Raw genomic sequence first — 15,303 nt, forward strand, 5'->3', positions numbered from 1 at the left:
AATCAATTTTCTAATATGTCGCAGCAAAAGGTAGTTTTGTTACTAGGAAGTAATCTCGGAGATCAAAAAAAAAATATAGAGCTTGCATTACGCAAAATAGAAGAGGCGGGAAATAACATTTCACAAATAAGCGAATTTTTAATATCAGATCCTGTAGAATTTGCTAGTTCCAATATTTTTTGTAATATTGCAACAATAATATTCACGCATTATACACCAATTCAACTGCTTGACTGTTTAAAGGGAATTGAAGTTGAAATGGGAAGAATTAATGATTCAAAGGCTTCCGGAGGCTATGCTGACAGAATAATAGACATTGACATCATTACGTATAATGAATTGAATTTTAAATCAGAAAGATTAGAAATCCCTCATAAAAAACATCTTTTTGAAAGGGAGTTTTCTAGAATATTATTAAAAGATTTTATTTAAAACATAAAACATATTGTATGAAATTAGGTTTATTATTATTGGCCACACTGCCTATCGCAGCTTATGCACAAGCTCAAAACAGCAGTACCACAGTAAACTCTTCAACTGAGTACCCTAATACCTTTTCTTCGGGTTCAGCTAATGTACAACCTTTTGACAACAAAGCCAGACGCTTTAGAGATTGGTCCGTTTCCGTAGGAGGCGGTGCAGCATTTATGGTTCATTCTGCTTTAACATCCATCAACAAGGATAAAGTCAACTGGGGATACAGTGCGTATGTAAGTATTGACAAACAAATCTCACATACATTTGGTGCAAGTATAATGTACACAAGAGGAGAAACCAAACAAACAGGTCAGCTGCCAGGTGTTCCAGGACAAATGGCAGGTGTAGCAACTGCTACAACACAGTTTGATCAGGTTTCCCTATTAGGGGACATCAACTTCTCCAATCTGCTAAGAAGAGTAGATAATCATTCTCCTTACCGATGGGCATTCCATGGTTATGGAGGACTGGGACTTATGGGTTATAGAACGTCTCTGCATGATAATGACAGAAACAGATGGAGTGACAATCCTAAAAGGGTACCTTCATTCGTTAAAAAAGATCTTGATTTCGGATCTATATTCTATCAGTTTGGTTTAGGTTTAAAATATAACGTGTCTAAACTTATTGACATTGAAGCCAGAACCATGTATCTTATCAGTGGTGAACAATCATTTGACGGAAGCGGTTACAACAATTCAAGTTATGATCCTGCAGCTCCTGTAGAATCAGGATACAGATACACGATTCTTAACAATAAGAGATCTTATAATGCCTGGACAGTTACTTTAGGTGCTTCTTTCAAAATAGGAAAGCAGGAAACTCATCTGGCATGGCATGATCCTCTTCAGGAAGCTTACTACAGAACAAATGTCTTAGAAAATGCTTCTACAGACTTTGTAGTTTGTGAAAAAGGAGATAAGGATAATGACGGTGTATGTGACGACTGGGACAGACAGCTTGACACTCCTGCCGGGGCAAGAGTGGATGGTGCCGGAGTTGCATTAGACATGGATCTTGATGGCGTTATCGATCTTTACGATAAGTGCGTTACTGTACCGGGACCTGTTGAGAATAACGGTTGTCCGACTAAATAATATAACAAAGTGGCTTTTAGCCACTTTGTACTTTTCAAAAAAATCATTATAATAATACACGATGAAATTAAGTTTAGCAATTGCTTCACTGGCTTTGGCAATCCCTGTCGCCAGTTTTGCACAAGACTCAACTGCAGCCACAGACGGAAAATATCCTAATACATTTTCTTCAGGTTCTGCAAATGTATCCCCATTTAACAACCAAGCAAAAAGATTTAACGACTGGTCTATCTCAGTAGGAGCTGGTGTTCCGCTAATGCAATCGGCTGATTTGACATCAATCAAAAATGGTAACGGTAAAAACCTTTTTGGATATTCTGCTTATGTAAGTATTGACAAAGCAATCACCCATGCTTTTGGTATCAATTTACAATACGACAGAGGTGAAACCAGACAAGGATGGTTCAATACTAAAGATGCTGCTCCTGATGCAAAAGCTGTAGCCGGTAGAACTCAGTATGATGCGATCTCTATCTTAGGAGATATCAACTTCTCTAATTTATTGAGAAGAGTTGACAACCACTCTCCTTACAGATGGGCACTTCATGGGTATGGTGGTGTTGGTACTATCGCTTACAGAGCATACCAGAAAGACAGCAAAGGACAACAGCTGATGACGGAAGTTAAACCATTCAAGCTTGGATCTTTCTTTGCTCAGGCTGGTGCCGGTTTAAAGTTCAAAGTTAACAGAAGAATCGACATCGAAGGTAGATTAATGTATGTAATAACAGGTGATGATACCTTTGACGGAGGTGGAGATCCATACAGCGAAGTTAACAGACGTTCTTCACAGGTATCAGACAACTTCTTCAACGCTACTTTAGGTCTTTCTTTGAAATTAGGAAAACACGAATCTCACTTAATGTGGCATGATCCACTTCAGGAAATCTATTACAAACTTGATGTATTGGCTAACAAAAACCAGGATATCGAAGTATGTAAAAAAGGAGATGCTGATAACGATGGAGTATGCGACGATTGGGACAGACAACTCGACACTCCTGCCGGAGCAAGAGTGGATGGTGCCGGAGTTGCTCTAGACACAGACTTAGACGGTGTTATTGACCTTTACGATAAGTGCGTAACGGTTCCGGGACCTGTTGAAAACAACGGTTGCCCTAATACCGCTGGACCTGTAATAGAAACAGAAACTAAACTGGAAGGAATCGAATTTGATTTAAATTCTGACAGAATTTTACCTTCAAATACTCCTATTCTGAATAACGCTGTAAACTATATCAATTCTTCAAACGGAGGTTATAAAGTAATCGGAGCTACTGATACAAGAGGTACTGATGCTTACAACCAGAAATTATCAGAAAGAAGAGCAAACAACGTTAAGAACTACCTGATTAAAAATGGTGTTCAGTCTGGTAAATTACAATCAGTAGGTAAAGGTGAAAAAGACCTTAAATACCCTGAGTGTGAACCAGCAACAAAATGCCCTGAATGGAAAAACAGAGCAAACAGAAGAGTATACTTCGAAGCTAAATAGTAAACTTATTATTTATTATATCAAAGTCACGCACCGCGTGGCTTTTTTTGTTTTAATACTTTCCTTACTTTTACATCATGATTTCGCCGCAGGATTTTCAAAAGCTAAAATATGATACTCTTAAGTATTTTTGGGGCTACACCGGCTTCAGAGATTCTCAGGAAGAAATTATCAATTCCGTTATTAATGAAAAAGATACCCTGGTTCTGCTCCCTACGGGCGCCGGAAAATCATTATGCTACCAGCTTCCTGCGTTATTAAAAGAAGGAACCTGCCTTGTCATTTCACCTTTGCTTGCTTTGATGAAAGATCAGGTAAACCAACTTAAATTCCGTGGCATAGAAGCAGAATACTTATCTTCCGAACTGGATGAATATGATGCGGAAACTATTTACGACCGATGTAAAGAAGGACTTACAAAATTACTATATGTATCCCCCGAAAGACTGACGAATACTCAATTTTTGCAAAACATTGAAGAAATTGAACTTTCCTTTATTGCAGTTGATGAAGCTCACTGTATCTCAGAATGGGGACAGGATTTCCGTCCGAGTTATCAGAATATTAAAGGCTTTAGAAGCAATAACCCTGAAATTCCATGCCTGGCCCTTACCGCTACAGCTACCACAAAAGTGTTGGATGAAATCAAAAATAAACTGGAACTCAGAAATCCTTCCGTCTTTCAAAAAAGTTTTAAAAGAGATAATATCAGAATCTTCACCGAAGAGGTTTCTGACAAATTTCAACGGGTACTGGATATTCTAAAATACAATAACGACTCAGGGATTGTTTATGTAAGAACCAGAAAGGAAGCAGAATTACTGGATGAATTTTTAAAGAAAAATCAGCTAAAAAACGTAGATTACTTTCATGCCGGCTTAACAGCCAAAGAAAAAAATATAAGACAAACAACCTGGAATAAAAGTGATAATCACGTCTTGATTTCCACGAATGCCTTTGGAATGGGAATCGATAAAGACAATGTACGCTTTGTACTCCACTACTCTCCTGCCGCATCTATTGAAAATTATTACCAGGAAATCGGGAGAGCCGGAAGAGACGGTAAAGACAGCTTTGCTTTTATGCTCTGGAACAAACAGGAACTTTTGAATTTTGATGAAATTTTAAAAAATCAAATTCCCAATAAAGCTGAATTTTTAAAGATCATCAGTTACCTCTACTCTATTTTTCAGGTTGCCGAATTTGAACTGCCGGAGAAAACATTCCAGCTGAATATCTCCGGAATACAAAACTTCACCAGATTGTCTAAAGCGAAAATTAATAATGTCCTTAATTTCCTGCACAATCAGGAGATTATCTATCACAATGACAACAAGAGTTTATCTTCTCTTGAACTTTTCATTAAATCTGATGAGATTGATCAGTTACCTCAAAAAGATGCCTATTTTATCGAGCTTCTACTCCGTTCAGTGTCCGGAATTACGACTCATAAAGTAATGTTCAGTGAGCAGCAGGTCAGCAATAAAATCGGAGTAAGCCCACAATTGATTAAAGAACGTTTGAAAGAACTTCAACAGAAGAATTATCTTGAATATATTGACGGAGCCCTGTCTAGTATAAAGTTTTTAAAACCAAGGGATGAGAGGGCCATTCAGAATGCGTACTGGAAACTCTTTGAACATATCCAGAAAAATAAAATCCAGAAATGGGAAGAGATGAAGTTTTATGTAGAAAATAATGATTACTGCAAAATGAAACTTATCCTTGCTTATTTTGGTGAGAAGAATTCAAAAAATTGTGGTCAATGCTCTGTTTGTGAAAAAAATAAACAGTCCATCTTCGGTAAAAATATTTCACAGCAGATCATTAACCTATTAGCTAAAAAAGCTTCTACTATTGAAGAACTTTCCATACAATTAAGCTATCATTCCAAAGAAAACATCTTAGAAAATCTTATCTTTTTGCTTGATTCAGGAAAGGTGAAAATGCTAAACTTCAGAACCTATGCACTGAATCATTAGGATTTTGTGTATAATTAGTCGTATAAAAAATCCCATCAACATACTCTAAAAACTCAGAACTCTATAGTAACGGAGCCCTTTCCCATTTCTCATTTTTAAGTAAAAACTTATCTTTGTGTTATGAAATCATTGAAAGTCGTTTTTTTAGGTACTCCTGAGTTTGCAAAAACCTCTCTGGAGGCTATTCATCAATCTCACCATCACGTGGTAGGTGTGGTAACCGTTGCCGACAAAGCAAGCGGACGTGGGCAAAAGATTAATCAATCACCGGTAAAAGTATACGCTGCGGAAAATAATATCCCTGTTTTTCAGCCGGAGAAATTAAGAAACCCCGAGTTTCTGGAACAACTTCGAAAGCTGGATGCCGATGTTTTTGTAGTGGTCGCATTCAGAATGATGCCTAAAATCCTTTTTGAAATGCCTAAAATGGGAACTTTCAATCTTCATGCTTCTTTATTACCGGATTACAGAGGTGCTGCTCCCATCAACTATGCAGTGATCAACGGTGAAGAAAAAACGGGTGCAACTACCTTTTTTATCAATGAAAAAATTGATGAGGGAAATATTTTACTACAGGCAGAGCTTGAAATTTCACCTAATGAAAATGCCGGAAGCCTTCATGACAGACTGATGGAAATAGGAGCTGAATTAGTCGTTAAAACACTGGATGGATTGGCAGAAGATGCTATTGAGGAAAAACCTCAGCCACAAGTTGAACATCCTAAAAATGCATATAAGATATTCAAAGAAGATACCCGAATCAATTGGAATGCTTCCTCTAAAACAGTTCATCAGTTTATTCTCGGAATGTCTCCTTACCCTGCAGCATTTACCACTTTAAAAATAGGTGATGAGGAAAAAGGACTGAAAATATTCGGAGGTACATTTGATCTGACCCCGCATGGGCAACCTGCCGGAACATTAAGCATTTCTAAAAATGAATTTAAAATTTACACTGAAGACGGAACTTATTTCCCGCAGGAACTTCAATTAGAAGGTAAAAAAAGAATGACAGTAAAAGATTTCCTGAACGGCTTTCGTAATTTTGACGAAATCTCATTGAAGGATTAAAAATACTTTCATATTCCATAAAAAGTCACAGAAGTTTTCTATACTGCTGTGACTTTTTGTATCACCCTATGAGTCTTTACCCACAATTTTCCTTCGAACTCTGCTCAAAGATTCAGGAGTTACTCCCAGATAGGCCGCAATCTGAATATTGGTAAGACGATGCACTGTATTAGGGTATTTCTGTAAAAATTCGATATAACGTTCCTCGGAAGATTTACTTAAGTTATCAATGATCCTGCGCTGTAATGCAATAATAGACATTTGAAATTTGAGCCTCATCAACCGTTCTATTTCCGGCATTTCGGAATAGAGTTTTTCTTTATCGGCTTTTTTAATAATAAGAATTTCGCTGTCCTCAAGAGCCTGGATATTGAGCTTTGAAGGAATGTTATTAATGAAACTGTCAATATCAGAAATCCACCAGTTTTCAATTCCGAAGTATAATATCTGTTCATCAGCATTGCGGTCGGTATGAAAAACTTTAAAACAACCTTTCGTTACAAATCCCTCATAAGTACAAATACTGCCTTCTTTTAAGAGAAATTCTTTCTTTTTTACTTCCTGTAGCGTAAAGGCATTACAATATTTCTCCAGCTTTTCGTCTGAGATATCAATATACTCTCTGATATGTTTCTTTAAAGACTCGGTCATAGGTTTAAAAATAAAAAAAGGTTTAGAAAAATCCTAAACCTTTTTTATTATATCAATCAGTTCGAAAACTGTCGATTAATATTTGTTATAGTTGTACCAGCTCAGTCACTTCTACATCATATCCTCCCACCTGAGGTTTGATATTAGGATTTTGAGTGATTACTTTAAACTTATTAATTCCCAGATTCTTTAAAATCTGCGTTCCGATACCATAATCTCTGTAGTTATATGCTAATGTAGGATGTTGCTCCTGCCCGTCCTGATAATTCATAAACTGCTGAAGCTTTCTCAGTGTATTCTCAGAATTGGACACATTGTTAATAAATATGATCGCTCCTTTTCCTGCTTCGTTCACCATATTGGTAACTTTTTCCAGCAGGGGTTTTTCACCGTTATTCAATCTTGTTAAAACATCAAAATAGGAATCTGAAGACTGTACTCTTACCAAAACAGGTTCATCAACAGTCCAGGCTCCCTTTGTAAGGGCAAAGTGAATCTGGTCATTGGAAGTCTCTCTGAAAGCATAAAAATCAAACTCACCATAGTGCGTTTTTACTTTTTTCTCTTCAAGTCTTTCAACAAGATTTCCCTTCTTAAGCTGATAATGAATGAGATCTTCAATAGAAACGATCTTCATATCGTGCTTTTGAGCAAAAGCCTGCAGGTCAGGTAAACGAGACATTGTACCATCCTCATTCATGATCTCACAGATCACCCCTCCTTCCTTTAAACCTGCTAAGTGCGTAAGGTCAATAGCAGCTTCTGTATGGCCTGCTCTTTTTAAAACACCTCCTTTTCTTGCACGAAGCGGGAAAATGTGACCAGGTCTCATAAAATCAGTAGGTTTAGATTTTTCATCCATCAAAGCTAAAATAGTTTTCGCTCTGTCACCTGCAGAAATACCTGTAGAAGTTCCGTTCCCCAAAAGGTCAACAGACACCGTAAAAGCTGTCTCTTTAGGATCGCTGCTTCTGCTTACCATCACTTCCAGCCCCAGCTCGTCACATCTTTTTTCAGGAAGCGGCATACAGATCAGCCCTCTTCCGTGAAGTGCCATAAAGTTGATAATTTCAGGGGTGGTCAGTTCAGCAGCACAAAGAAAATCTCCTTCATTCTCTCTGTCTTCATCATCTACTACTATGATTATTTTACCATTTCTAAGGTCTTCAATGGCCTCCGGAATAGTATTTAATTTAATATCAGACATTTTTACTTTTTATTTGTGCAAAGATACTTATAAAAATAAGCATTTGCCAATTAATTATGGATGGTTTGTTAGGCTTTGGATAAAGAGTTGACAGCTTCTCTTATAATTTCGTATGATCTTAATCTTTTCTCATGATCGTAAATATGTGAATTGATCATCAGCTCGTCTACATTGAATCTTTCCTGGAAATCTTTAAGTTTTTGCTCAATTTCTGCCTGGTCTCCGATAAATGTATATCTAAGCTTTTGTAAGACCATAGATTTTTCCATGGGTGACCATATTTCATCCATATCATCAACCGGCGGAGCAAAAGGCTTTCTGTCATTTCTTACTATATTGATAAAAGCCTGGAATAAGGTAGTTGAAATTTTATGAGCTTCCCCGGAAGTTTCTGCTGCCACTCCGTTCACACAGGCGATGATATAGGGTTGATCAAGATATCCTGAAGGCTCAAAGTGTTCTCTGTAAATCTTAAACGCCATTTCCATCTGCTCCGGAGCAAAATGTCCGGCAAAAGCATACGGTAAACCGAGCTCAGCCGCCAGCCAAGCACTATCTGTACTTGACCCTAGAATATACAAAGGAATATCCAGACCTTCCCCGGGGATGGCACGTACCATCGCATCGGAATTTTCTTTGGAAAAATATCTCTGCAGTTCCAAAATCTGTCTTGGAAACTGTTCGTTGATAATGGCGGGATTTCTTCCCAGCGCCTGAGCAGTCAATCCGTCGGTTCCCGGTGCTCTTCCTAATCCCAGATCAATTCTTCCGGGGAAAAGAGATTCCAGGGTTCCGAATTGTTCAGCAATAATTAAAGAGCTGTGATTGGGAAGCATAATTCCTCCTGAACCAACCCTGATTGTTTTGGTTGCGTTGGCAATAAAACCAATTAAGACGGAGGTTGCCGAGCTGGCAATACTTTCCATATTATGGTGTTCGGCCAGCCAGAATCTTTTATAGTTCAGATTTTCGGCATGATTGGCTAAAGACAGGCTGTCCTGAAAAGTATCGTGAATGCTTTTATCCTGCTTTACGGGGGCAAGATCTAAAACAGAGATTTCAAAATTTTTCATATCGGGATTTTCATTTTTCTAAAGGAGATCATGGTATCTCTCTTTTATTTCACAATTTTAAATTCGGTCTTTTACAACGCAACAAATTTAAAACATATAAATTGCATTAGTTACTTTTTGTAATTGATAGGATTGATTGATGAGTTCAGGAAAAAACTATGGGAAAACAACAATCGTTATTAAAGAAAATCATATGATTTTTATGAAAAAAAAATTATTCTGAATGATCAACTCCCAGCATTCTTCCTATATGATCATTATTCGAATTTTAAATTTTCTGCCATATAAACATTTTAACATAAATAATTCATTAATAAGAGAGATAAATTATTATATTAGTATTTGAAAATAGAATTGAATCAAATTTTCACACCACTTTAAAAATATACATATGAACAAAAAAATCAATGAGTTATTCCTTCAGAAAATTCCTGTGGGAAAGACAATTTTTGCAGGTTTAATGATTGCGACTATGCTGACATCCTGTAGTAAAAACAATGAAGAAATTACTTCTGAAGCTCAAACCAATGGCTTACCCAGCGGAAATGTTCAAAAAGGTCAGTTGAACGGGCAACCTATCACTTATATCAAAAAGGACGGAAAGAATTTTTTCCAGGGAGATATTGTGCTTACTGATGAGCAGCTGAATGATCAATCGGTGCAGAAAGGAGGTGCAAGTTTCTCAAGGTGGCCCGGAGGCAAGATCTATTATACTGTTGCCAGCAACATGGGCTCTATTAATGCCAATAAAATCACTACTGCGGTTAACGAGTATAACAGCAAAACCAACACACAATGGATCCCTCGTACCAATCAGACAAATTATGTTGAATTTATATTCGGAAGTTCATCAGGATCGGACGGCTGGGCTCATATCGGATATCGGGGAGGCAAGCAAACTGTTTCCCTGGATCAGTATATTTCTGTAGGATCTGTGATTCATGAAATGGGACATACGGTGGGACTTTATCATGAACATACCCGCAAAGACAGAGATCAGTATGTAACGATCTTATGGAATAATATCCAGGACGGACAGGCTTACAACTTCGACATTTACAGTTCCGGGACAGATATCGGACCTTTCAACATCAATTCAGTGATGATGTACTGGCCGAATTCGTATTCTAAAAATGGTCAGCCGACGATTAAGAGGGCCAACAACACAAGCTTTACTTATAACAGGACAGGATTTACAACCGGAGATATTAATACAATCAATACCATGTACCCTTAATTAATTTTTATAATCGTTTTCACAATCTTCATTATCAAAAAAGGAAAAGAATTCTTTACGAATTCTTTTCCTTTTTATAATTATAGTGATTCAGAAGAATCCTTATTTCATTGAACTCAAAATTGCTCGGTAATACATTTTTCCATTCTGTAAGGGTTTCGTGGGCTTTTTTGTAAAACTCTGCTTCGAAAGCTTTGATCTTATCTGTGGTGATCACTCTTGAAATATCCAGTAATCCCTGTTCTGCAAACTTGGCAAGATGTCCAATTACAGTTTCTTTTACCAATCCTCTTTCCAGTGCAATTTCACCTATTGTTTTTCCCTGTTCAAAAAGCTGGAAAGTCAATACCTGGGAAGGAACTTTTGCGATTTTAAGGTTGATTTCTTTATCATTCTTCTCATCTAAAAGCCTGGTGTCAAGAAGATGTATTTCTTTCAGGCTGTTCAGGTATTCTTCAATATCTTCTAACCAGTCCCGGAATTCTTCATTGTATTGCTTCAACCCCTTTGCCCCTTTTATTTCAGCATAAAATTCTTTTAACGGATTGAAAATTTTATCTCTGATCTCGATAAAGAAGAAATTAACAGCACCTTTGGTTTTATTTTCAATTTCGGACCATTCTTCTTTTTGTTCAATAAAATGATTCACCTTCTGAAAAATGATACGTTCCAGTTTTTCAAAGATTTTACCCAGATTCACCGACTCATGTTTCAGCTGAAGATAAAGCTGATTGGTTTTTACATGATCAATATTTTTAGTTACCACCGAAAGCCTATTCCAATCTTCTACCGCCTTCAAAATCCATATACAATCTAAGGTACGAAGAACTTTTCTGATGCTGTAATCGTATTTTTCCTGATTCAGGATAGACTCCACCTGATCATTAACGACAGTATTGCTGTGGAAATGTAGAATTCTGTTGTCTTTAAAAATAACTTCAGGGGTAATTTTAGATTTGAGAACAATGCCTTCCAGTGTGCGGCAACGTGATAATGCAACATATACCTGACCCGCTGTAAAACTTTTTCCGGCATCGATGATGACTTTATCAAATGTAAGTCCCTGACTTTTATGAATCGTAACGGCCCAGGCCAATTTGACAGGGAATTGTTCAAAGCTTCCCAGAACCTCTTCTTTAATATTTTTGTCGGTATCCAGAAAATATTTCTTCTGCTCCCAGGTTTCTTTTTTAACGGTAATCTCCTGTTCACTTCCTTCTAAAGCAACCTTGATTTCATCTTCATCCAGACCAATAATTTCACCAAGTTTACCATTAAAATATTTTTTTTCTCCGGAAATATCGTTTCTGATGAACATAATCTGTGCCCCGATTTTCAATTCCAGGAACTGATCATTGGGAAACTGGTTTTCTTTAAAATCACCTGTAAGTTTTGCTTCATAGGTTTTTGGATCGACTTTTATTTCAGCCAGTTTTTCCTGATTGATTTCATCTGCCATTTTATTGTGAGAACACAGGTATACATAAGATTCCTTACCCATATCGAAGTCAGGATCGTACCTTGCATTCAGATGGTCAAAGTCTATATTTCCTACATCACCGTCTCTGATTGCATTCAGAATTTCAAGAAATTCCTGATCAGACTGACGGTATACTTTTGTAAGCTCGATAGTAACCAGAGGGATTTCTTTAATTGCATGGCTATCAAAAAAGAACGGAGAATTGTAGTACATTTTTAAAATATGCTCATCTCTCACCACAGGCGGGAGCTGAAACAAATCTCCAATGAACAACATCTGGACGCCGCCAAACCGCTGATTATTTCTTCTGATAAACCGAAGGGAAAAATCCATCATATCCAGCACATCAGCCCTGAGCATGGAAACCTCATCGATAATAATAATCTCCACCTCTCTTAACAGCTTGAGCTTATCTTTTCTATATTTGAAGTGAGGCATCAGGTCGGCAATATTATTCGCCAAACTGGTATCTATTCTTTCTGTGGTAGGCAGAAAAGTTCTTAACGGCAGTCCAAACATAGAGTGAATGGTAACTCCTCCTGCATTGATCGCGGCAATTCCGGTAGGAGCGATTACAATATGTTTTTTCTTCGTTCTTCTTACAAAGTCGTTCAAAAAAGTGGTTTTTCCTGTTCCTGCTTTTCCGGTCAAAAAAACACTTCTGTTGGTATATTCTATTAAGTCAAAAAAATGATTGTTCATCGTCGTCAAAAATACGGAAATGAATTTGAATTTCTTACCTTGGCACAAGTTTTGAAAATTCTTTAACAGAAAAAAAGTTACTGTGAAAAAAATTCATATTTACATTCCTTTATTAGCATTATGCACTGCATTTACTTTAGTTTCTTGTAATAGCTCTAAGAACATTAACACCCAATAAACCGATCGATATTGCAGACCGGCCTGCCGATGAAGACAGCCAGAAATATGATCAGGCTCAGCTGGATAAGATTAAAGCCTCTATTGAATCTGAAGTATCGGGAGAAACATGTACAAATGCCAGTGACTGGACATTTGCCCCAATGGGTGTAAAATCCTGTGGCGGCCCTCAACAATACTTGGCATATCCTAAAAAAATGGAAAGCTCCGTCCTCCCAAGAATCAATGAGTATACAGATAAAGTAAGGATTTTTAACGAAAAATATAATATTATGTCCGACTGTATGGTAATCCCCGCTCCTACGTCTCTCAAATGTGTAAACGGAAAAATACGGCTTATTACCCCGGATAATAATTAAAAATAAAGCAAAGGTCAATATCAAATCGAAAAAAGCTTCGTCATAAGATGAAGCTTTCTTTGTGTATAAACCAATGATTTTTAAAACTGTTTACATTTCATGGGTAAGGTCTTTCTCAAAGTAAAAAGTAATATTCTGAAATCACTTCTTCCCTCTGAAAGTATGAAACTTTACAATTCGTAATTTTTAACGTTCTCTTTGTACCATGACGAATATTTCACGTAATTATCAGCAATCCTGTTGACTTCCCCTTCCAGTAGCTGGGCATTGATATCCTTGATTTTTTTTGCCGGTACACCACCCCAGACTTCTCCTGACTTGATGTGGGTTCCCTGAGTCACTACAGAACCTGCACCTACAATTGAATTTTCTTCTACCAGACAGTCATCCATGACAATGGCTCCCATTCCGATCAGCACATTATCTTTAATGGTACAGCCGTGAACAATTGCATTGTGTCCTATTGAAACATTATTTCCGATATTCAGAGGATGTTTCTGATATGTACAGTGTAACATTGCATTATCCTGTACATTTACTTTATCCCCCATTTTGATATAATGTACATCACCTCTGATCACTGCATTATACCAAACGCTGCAATCTCTACCCATAGTAACATCACCAATAATGGTAGCTGTTTCTGCTAAAAAGGTGTTCTCTCCTACCTGTGGTATTTTCCCTAAAAGTTCTTTTATAAGTGCCATAGTTTTAATTTGAAAATTTTAATATTTATCTCACCTGAAAGGTATATTTTGCTAATTCCTATAGTCTGGTATCTAACTTCTAAATTACAGCGATAGCAAAAATCTAACTCTCAGTTCGCAGCTTCTAACTTGTAATGCGTATTTTTGTATCTCAAATTTAACGAAAAAATGCGTACCGTACTTATAGAACCAACTGAAAACCCAAAAGTGATGAAATTTGTAACTGATTACAATTTGATTCCGGGATCTTTAGAGTTGGACAGAAACTCAGATATTTCAGAAATTCCTTTGGCTCAGGAGCTTTTCAATTATCCGTTTGTAGAAAGAATTTTCATCACGGCTAATTTTGTAGCTGTAGCAAAACAGGATACTGTAGAATGGGAACATGTAGTGGAAAGCCTGAAAAATGTAGTTGAAGATGAATTACTGGCTAACCCGAGAATTTACCTTCAGAAGAAAAAAGAAATGTATCAGATTTATGCAGAAATGACTCCGAATCCTAATGTAATGAAATTTGTTTCAAGCAAATTACTGATGGATGGTTTTGTAGAAGTAAAATCAAAAGAGGCTGCTGCAGAAGTTCCTTTGGCTGAGGCTATTTTTAAAGAGTTTGATTTTGCCACAGAAGTTTTTATTTCGGACAATTTTGTAGCGGTTACCAGAGATAATTCTGTGGAATGGCATCAGGTAATGATGACCGTGCGTGCCCTTATTGCTGAATATCTTCAAAATGGTGGTGAGATTTCAAAAATCGAACCTCAGAAACATGAGAATCCGGTTGAAAAAATCATCAACAGGGATTACACGGAAGACGAGCAGAAAATTTCAGATATTCTGAACGAATATGTGGCACCGGCAGTAGAAAATGATGGTGGAAAAATTTCATTAATGGAATATGACCAGGCTAATAAAACTGCAAAAATGTTGCTACAGGGAGCTTGCTCAGGATGTCCAAGTTCTACTGCTACTCTGAAAAACGGAATTGAAAATATTTTAAAACAATTCGTTCCGGATTTAGTTGAAAAAGTAGAAGCGGTAAACGGATAAGAGTTGCGATGACTTCCGGCAAGAAAATTTTGGTTATTATTGGCAGTGCTACAAAAAACTCCAGCAATCAGAAACTTATCGAACAAGCATTTGAGAAAACGGGTAATCCCCATTACCGGATGTACGATGATCTTTCTGTCTTACCACATTTTGACACATCACTGACTGATGTTGATACACCGGAAGAAGTTATAAAAGTCAGAGAAGCTATCAGAAGTGCGGCGGGAGTGATATTTTCTACACCCGAATACATCTTCAGTATTCCGAGCAGGCTGAAAAACCTACTGGAATGGTGTGTTTCTACCAATGTTTTTTCTGATAAACCCGTTGCATTTATAACAGGTTCTGCCAACGGAGAAAAGGGTCATGAGGAATTATTACTGCTTTTAACAACTCTGGGAGCCAGAACAAATGATAAACATCAGCTTCTCATAAAAGGGATTAAAGGAAAATTTGAGCCAGATGGCTCAGTTGAAAACAATACCTTTGCTAAAGTATCAGAATTGGTAACGGATTTTTCAGAATCCGTTTCATAATTAAA

Annotated in this window: 14 protein-coding genes; 9 read left to right on the forward strand and 5 right to left on the reverse strand. The window is 37.1% G+C overall.

Annotated elements, in window-relative coordinates:
- The first annotated feature begins 15 nt into the window (after nt 1-15).
- From folK to fmt, 5 genes are all read left to right on the forward strand, one after another.
- Nucleotides 16-432 (forward strand): 2-amino-4-hydroxy-6-hydroxymethyldihydropteridine diphosphokinase, encoded by a 417-nt coding sequence (gene folK, locus M030_RS0111815; RefSeq protein WP_027373688.1) that lies wholly within the window; start codon nt 16-18, stop codon nt 430-432.
- Between the two features lie 17 nt (nt 433-449).
- Nucleotides 450-1,574, forward strand: coding sequence for a hypothetical protein (locus tag M030_RS0111820; protein WP_027373689.1), 1,125 nt, complete (start codon nt 450-452; stop codon nt 1,572-1,574).
- Nucleotides 1,575-1,635: 61 nt separating this feature from the next.
- Complete coding sequence (locus M030_RS0111825) at nt 1,636-3,069, forward strand: OmpA family protein (RefSeq protein WP_027373690.1); 1,434 nt, start codon at nt 1,636-1,638, stop codon at nt 3,067-3,069.
- A 77-nt stretch (nt 3,070-3,146) separates the two neighbouring features.
- Nucleotides 3,147-5,051, forward strand: a complete 1,905-nt coding sequence (locus M030_RS0111830; RefSeq protein ID WP_027373691.1) for an ATP-dependent DNA helicase RecQ — start codon at nt 3,147-3,149, stop codon at nt 5,049-5,051.
- A gap of 120 nt (nt 5,052-5,171) precedes the next feature.
- On the forward strand, nt 5,172-6,122 hold the full coding sequence (gene fmt, locus M030_RS0111835) for a methionyl-tRNA formyltransferase (RefSeq protein WP_027373692.1): 951 nt from the start codon (nt 5,172-5,174) through the stop codon (nt 6,120-6,122).
- A gap of 66 nt (nt 6,123-6,188) precedes the next feature.
- On the opposite strand, the gene M030_RS0111840 is transcribed toward fmt, so the two are convergent.
- The 3 genes from M030_RS0111840 to M030_RS0111850 all read right to left on the reverse strand — a co-directional run bounded on the left by M030_RS0111840 (nt 6,189) and on the right by M030_RS0111850 (nt 9,053).
- The gene (locus M030_RS0111840; protein ID WP_027373693.1) at nt 6,189-6,773 is read right to left on the reverse strand and encodes a Crp/Fnr family transcriptional regulator; all 585 of its coding nucleotides are present in this window, start codon (nt 6,771-6,773) and stop codon (nt 6,189-6,191) included.
- A gap of 85 nt (nt 6,774-6,858) precedes the next feature.
- The gene (gene ribB / locus M030_RS0111845; protein ID WP_027373694.1) at nt 6,859-7,980 is read right to left on the reverse strand and encodes a 3,4-dihydroxy-2-butanone-4-phosphate synthase; all 1,122 of its coding nucleotides are present in this window, start codon (nt 7,978-7,980) and stop codon (nt 6,859-6,861) included.
- Between the two features lie 68 nt (nt 7,981-8,048).
- Nucleotides 8,049-9,053: an LLM class flavin-dependent oxidoreductase gene (locus tag M030_RS0111850; RefSeq protein WP_027373695.1), complete on the reverse strand. Its 1,005-nt coding sequence runs from the start codon at nt 9,051-9,053 to the stop codon at nt 8,049-8,051.
- A gap of 391 nt (nt 9,054-9,444) precedes the next feature.
- On the opposite strand from M030_RS0111850, the gene M030_RS0111860 reads away from it, so the two are divergent.
- Entirely contained in the window at nt 9,445-10,290 is an 846-nt protein-coding gene (locus tag M030_RS0111860) for a M12 family metallopeptidase (RefSeq protein ID WP_027373696.1), read from the forward strand.
- A gap of 55 nt (nt 10,291-10,345) precedes the next feature.
- Here M030_RS0111860 and M030_RS0111865 read toward each other — a convergent pair whose 3' ends face one another.
- Nucleotides 10,346-12,472 (reverse strand): helix-turn-helix domain-containing protein, encoded by a 2,127-nt coding sequence (locus M030_RS0111865; RefSeq protein WP_027373697.1) that lies wholly within the window; start codon nt 12,470-12,472, stop codon nt 10,346-10,348.
- Nucleotides 12,473-12,846: 374 nt separating this feature from the next.
- Here M030_RS0111865 and M030_RS25895 point away from each other — a divergent pair, with 374 nt between their 5' ends.
- A complete protein-coding gene (locus M030_RS25895) occupies nt 12,847-13,008 on the forward strand; it encodes a hypothetical protein (protein ID WP_228375227.1) in 162 nt (53 codons plus the stop codon).
- Nucleotides 13,009-13,178: 170 nt separating this feature from the next.
- Here M030_RS25895 and M030_RS0111875 read toward each other — a convergent pair whose 3' ends face one another.
- Nucleotides 13,179-13,715: a gamma carbonic anhydrase family protein gene (locus M030_RS0111875; RefSeq protein WP_027373698.1), complete on the reverse strand. Its 537-nt coding sequence runs from the start codon at nt 13,713-13,715 to the stop codon at nt 13,179-13,181.
- 168 nt (nt 13,716-13,883) lie between these two features.
- Between M030_RS0111875 and M030_RS0111880 the strand changes: the two genes are divergently transcribed.
- Nucleotides 13,884-14,762 (forward strand): iron-sulfur cluster biogenesis protein NfuA, encoded by an 879-nt coding sequence (locus M030_RS0111880; protein ID WP_027373699.1) that lies wholly within the window; start codon nt 13,884-13,886, stop codon nt 14,760-14,762.
- Between the two features lie 8 nt (nt 14,763-14,770).
- On the forward strand, nt 14,771-15,298 hold the full coding sequence (locus M030_RS0111885) for an NADPH-dependent FMN reductase (protein ID WP_027373700.1): 528 nt from the start codon (nt 14,771-14,773) through the stop codon (nt 15,296-15,298).
- The last annotated feature ends 5 nt before the right edge of the window (nt 15,299-15,303 follow it).

The organism is Chryseobacterium sp. UNC8MFCol (assembly GCF_000482305.1).
Lineage (GTDB): Bacteria > Bacteroidota > Bacteroidia > Flavobacteriales > Weeksellaceae > Chryseobacterium > Chryseobacterium indologenes.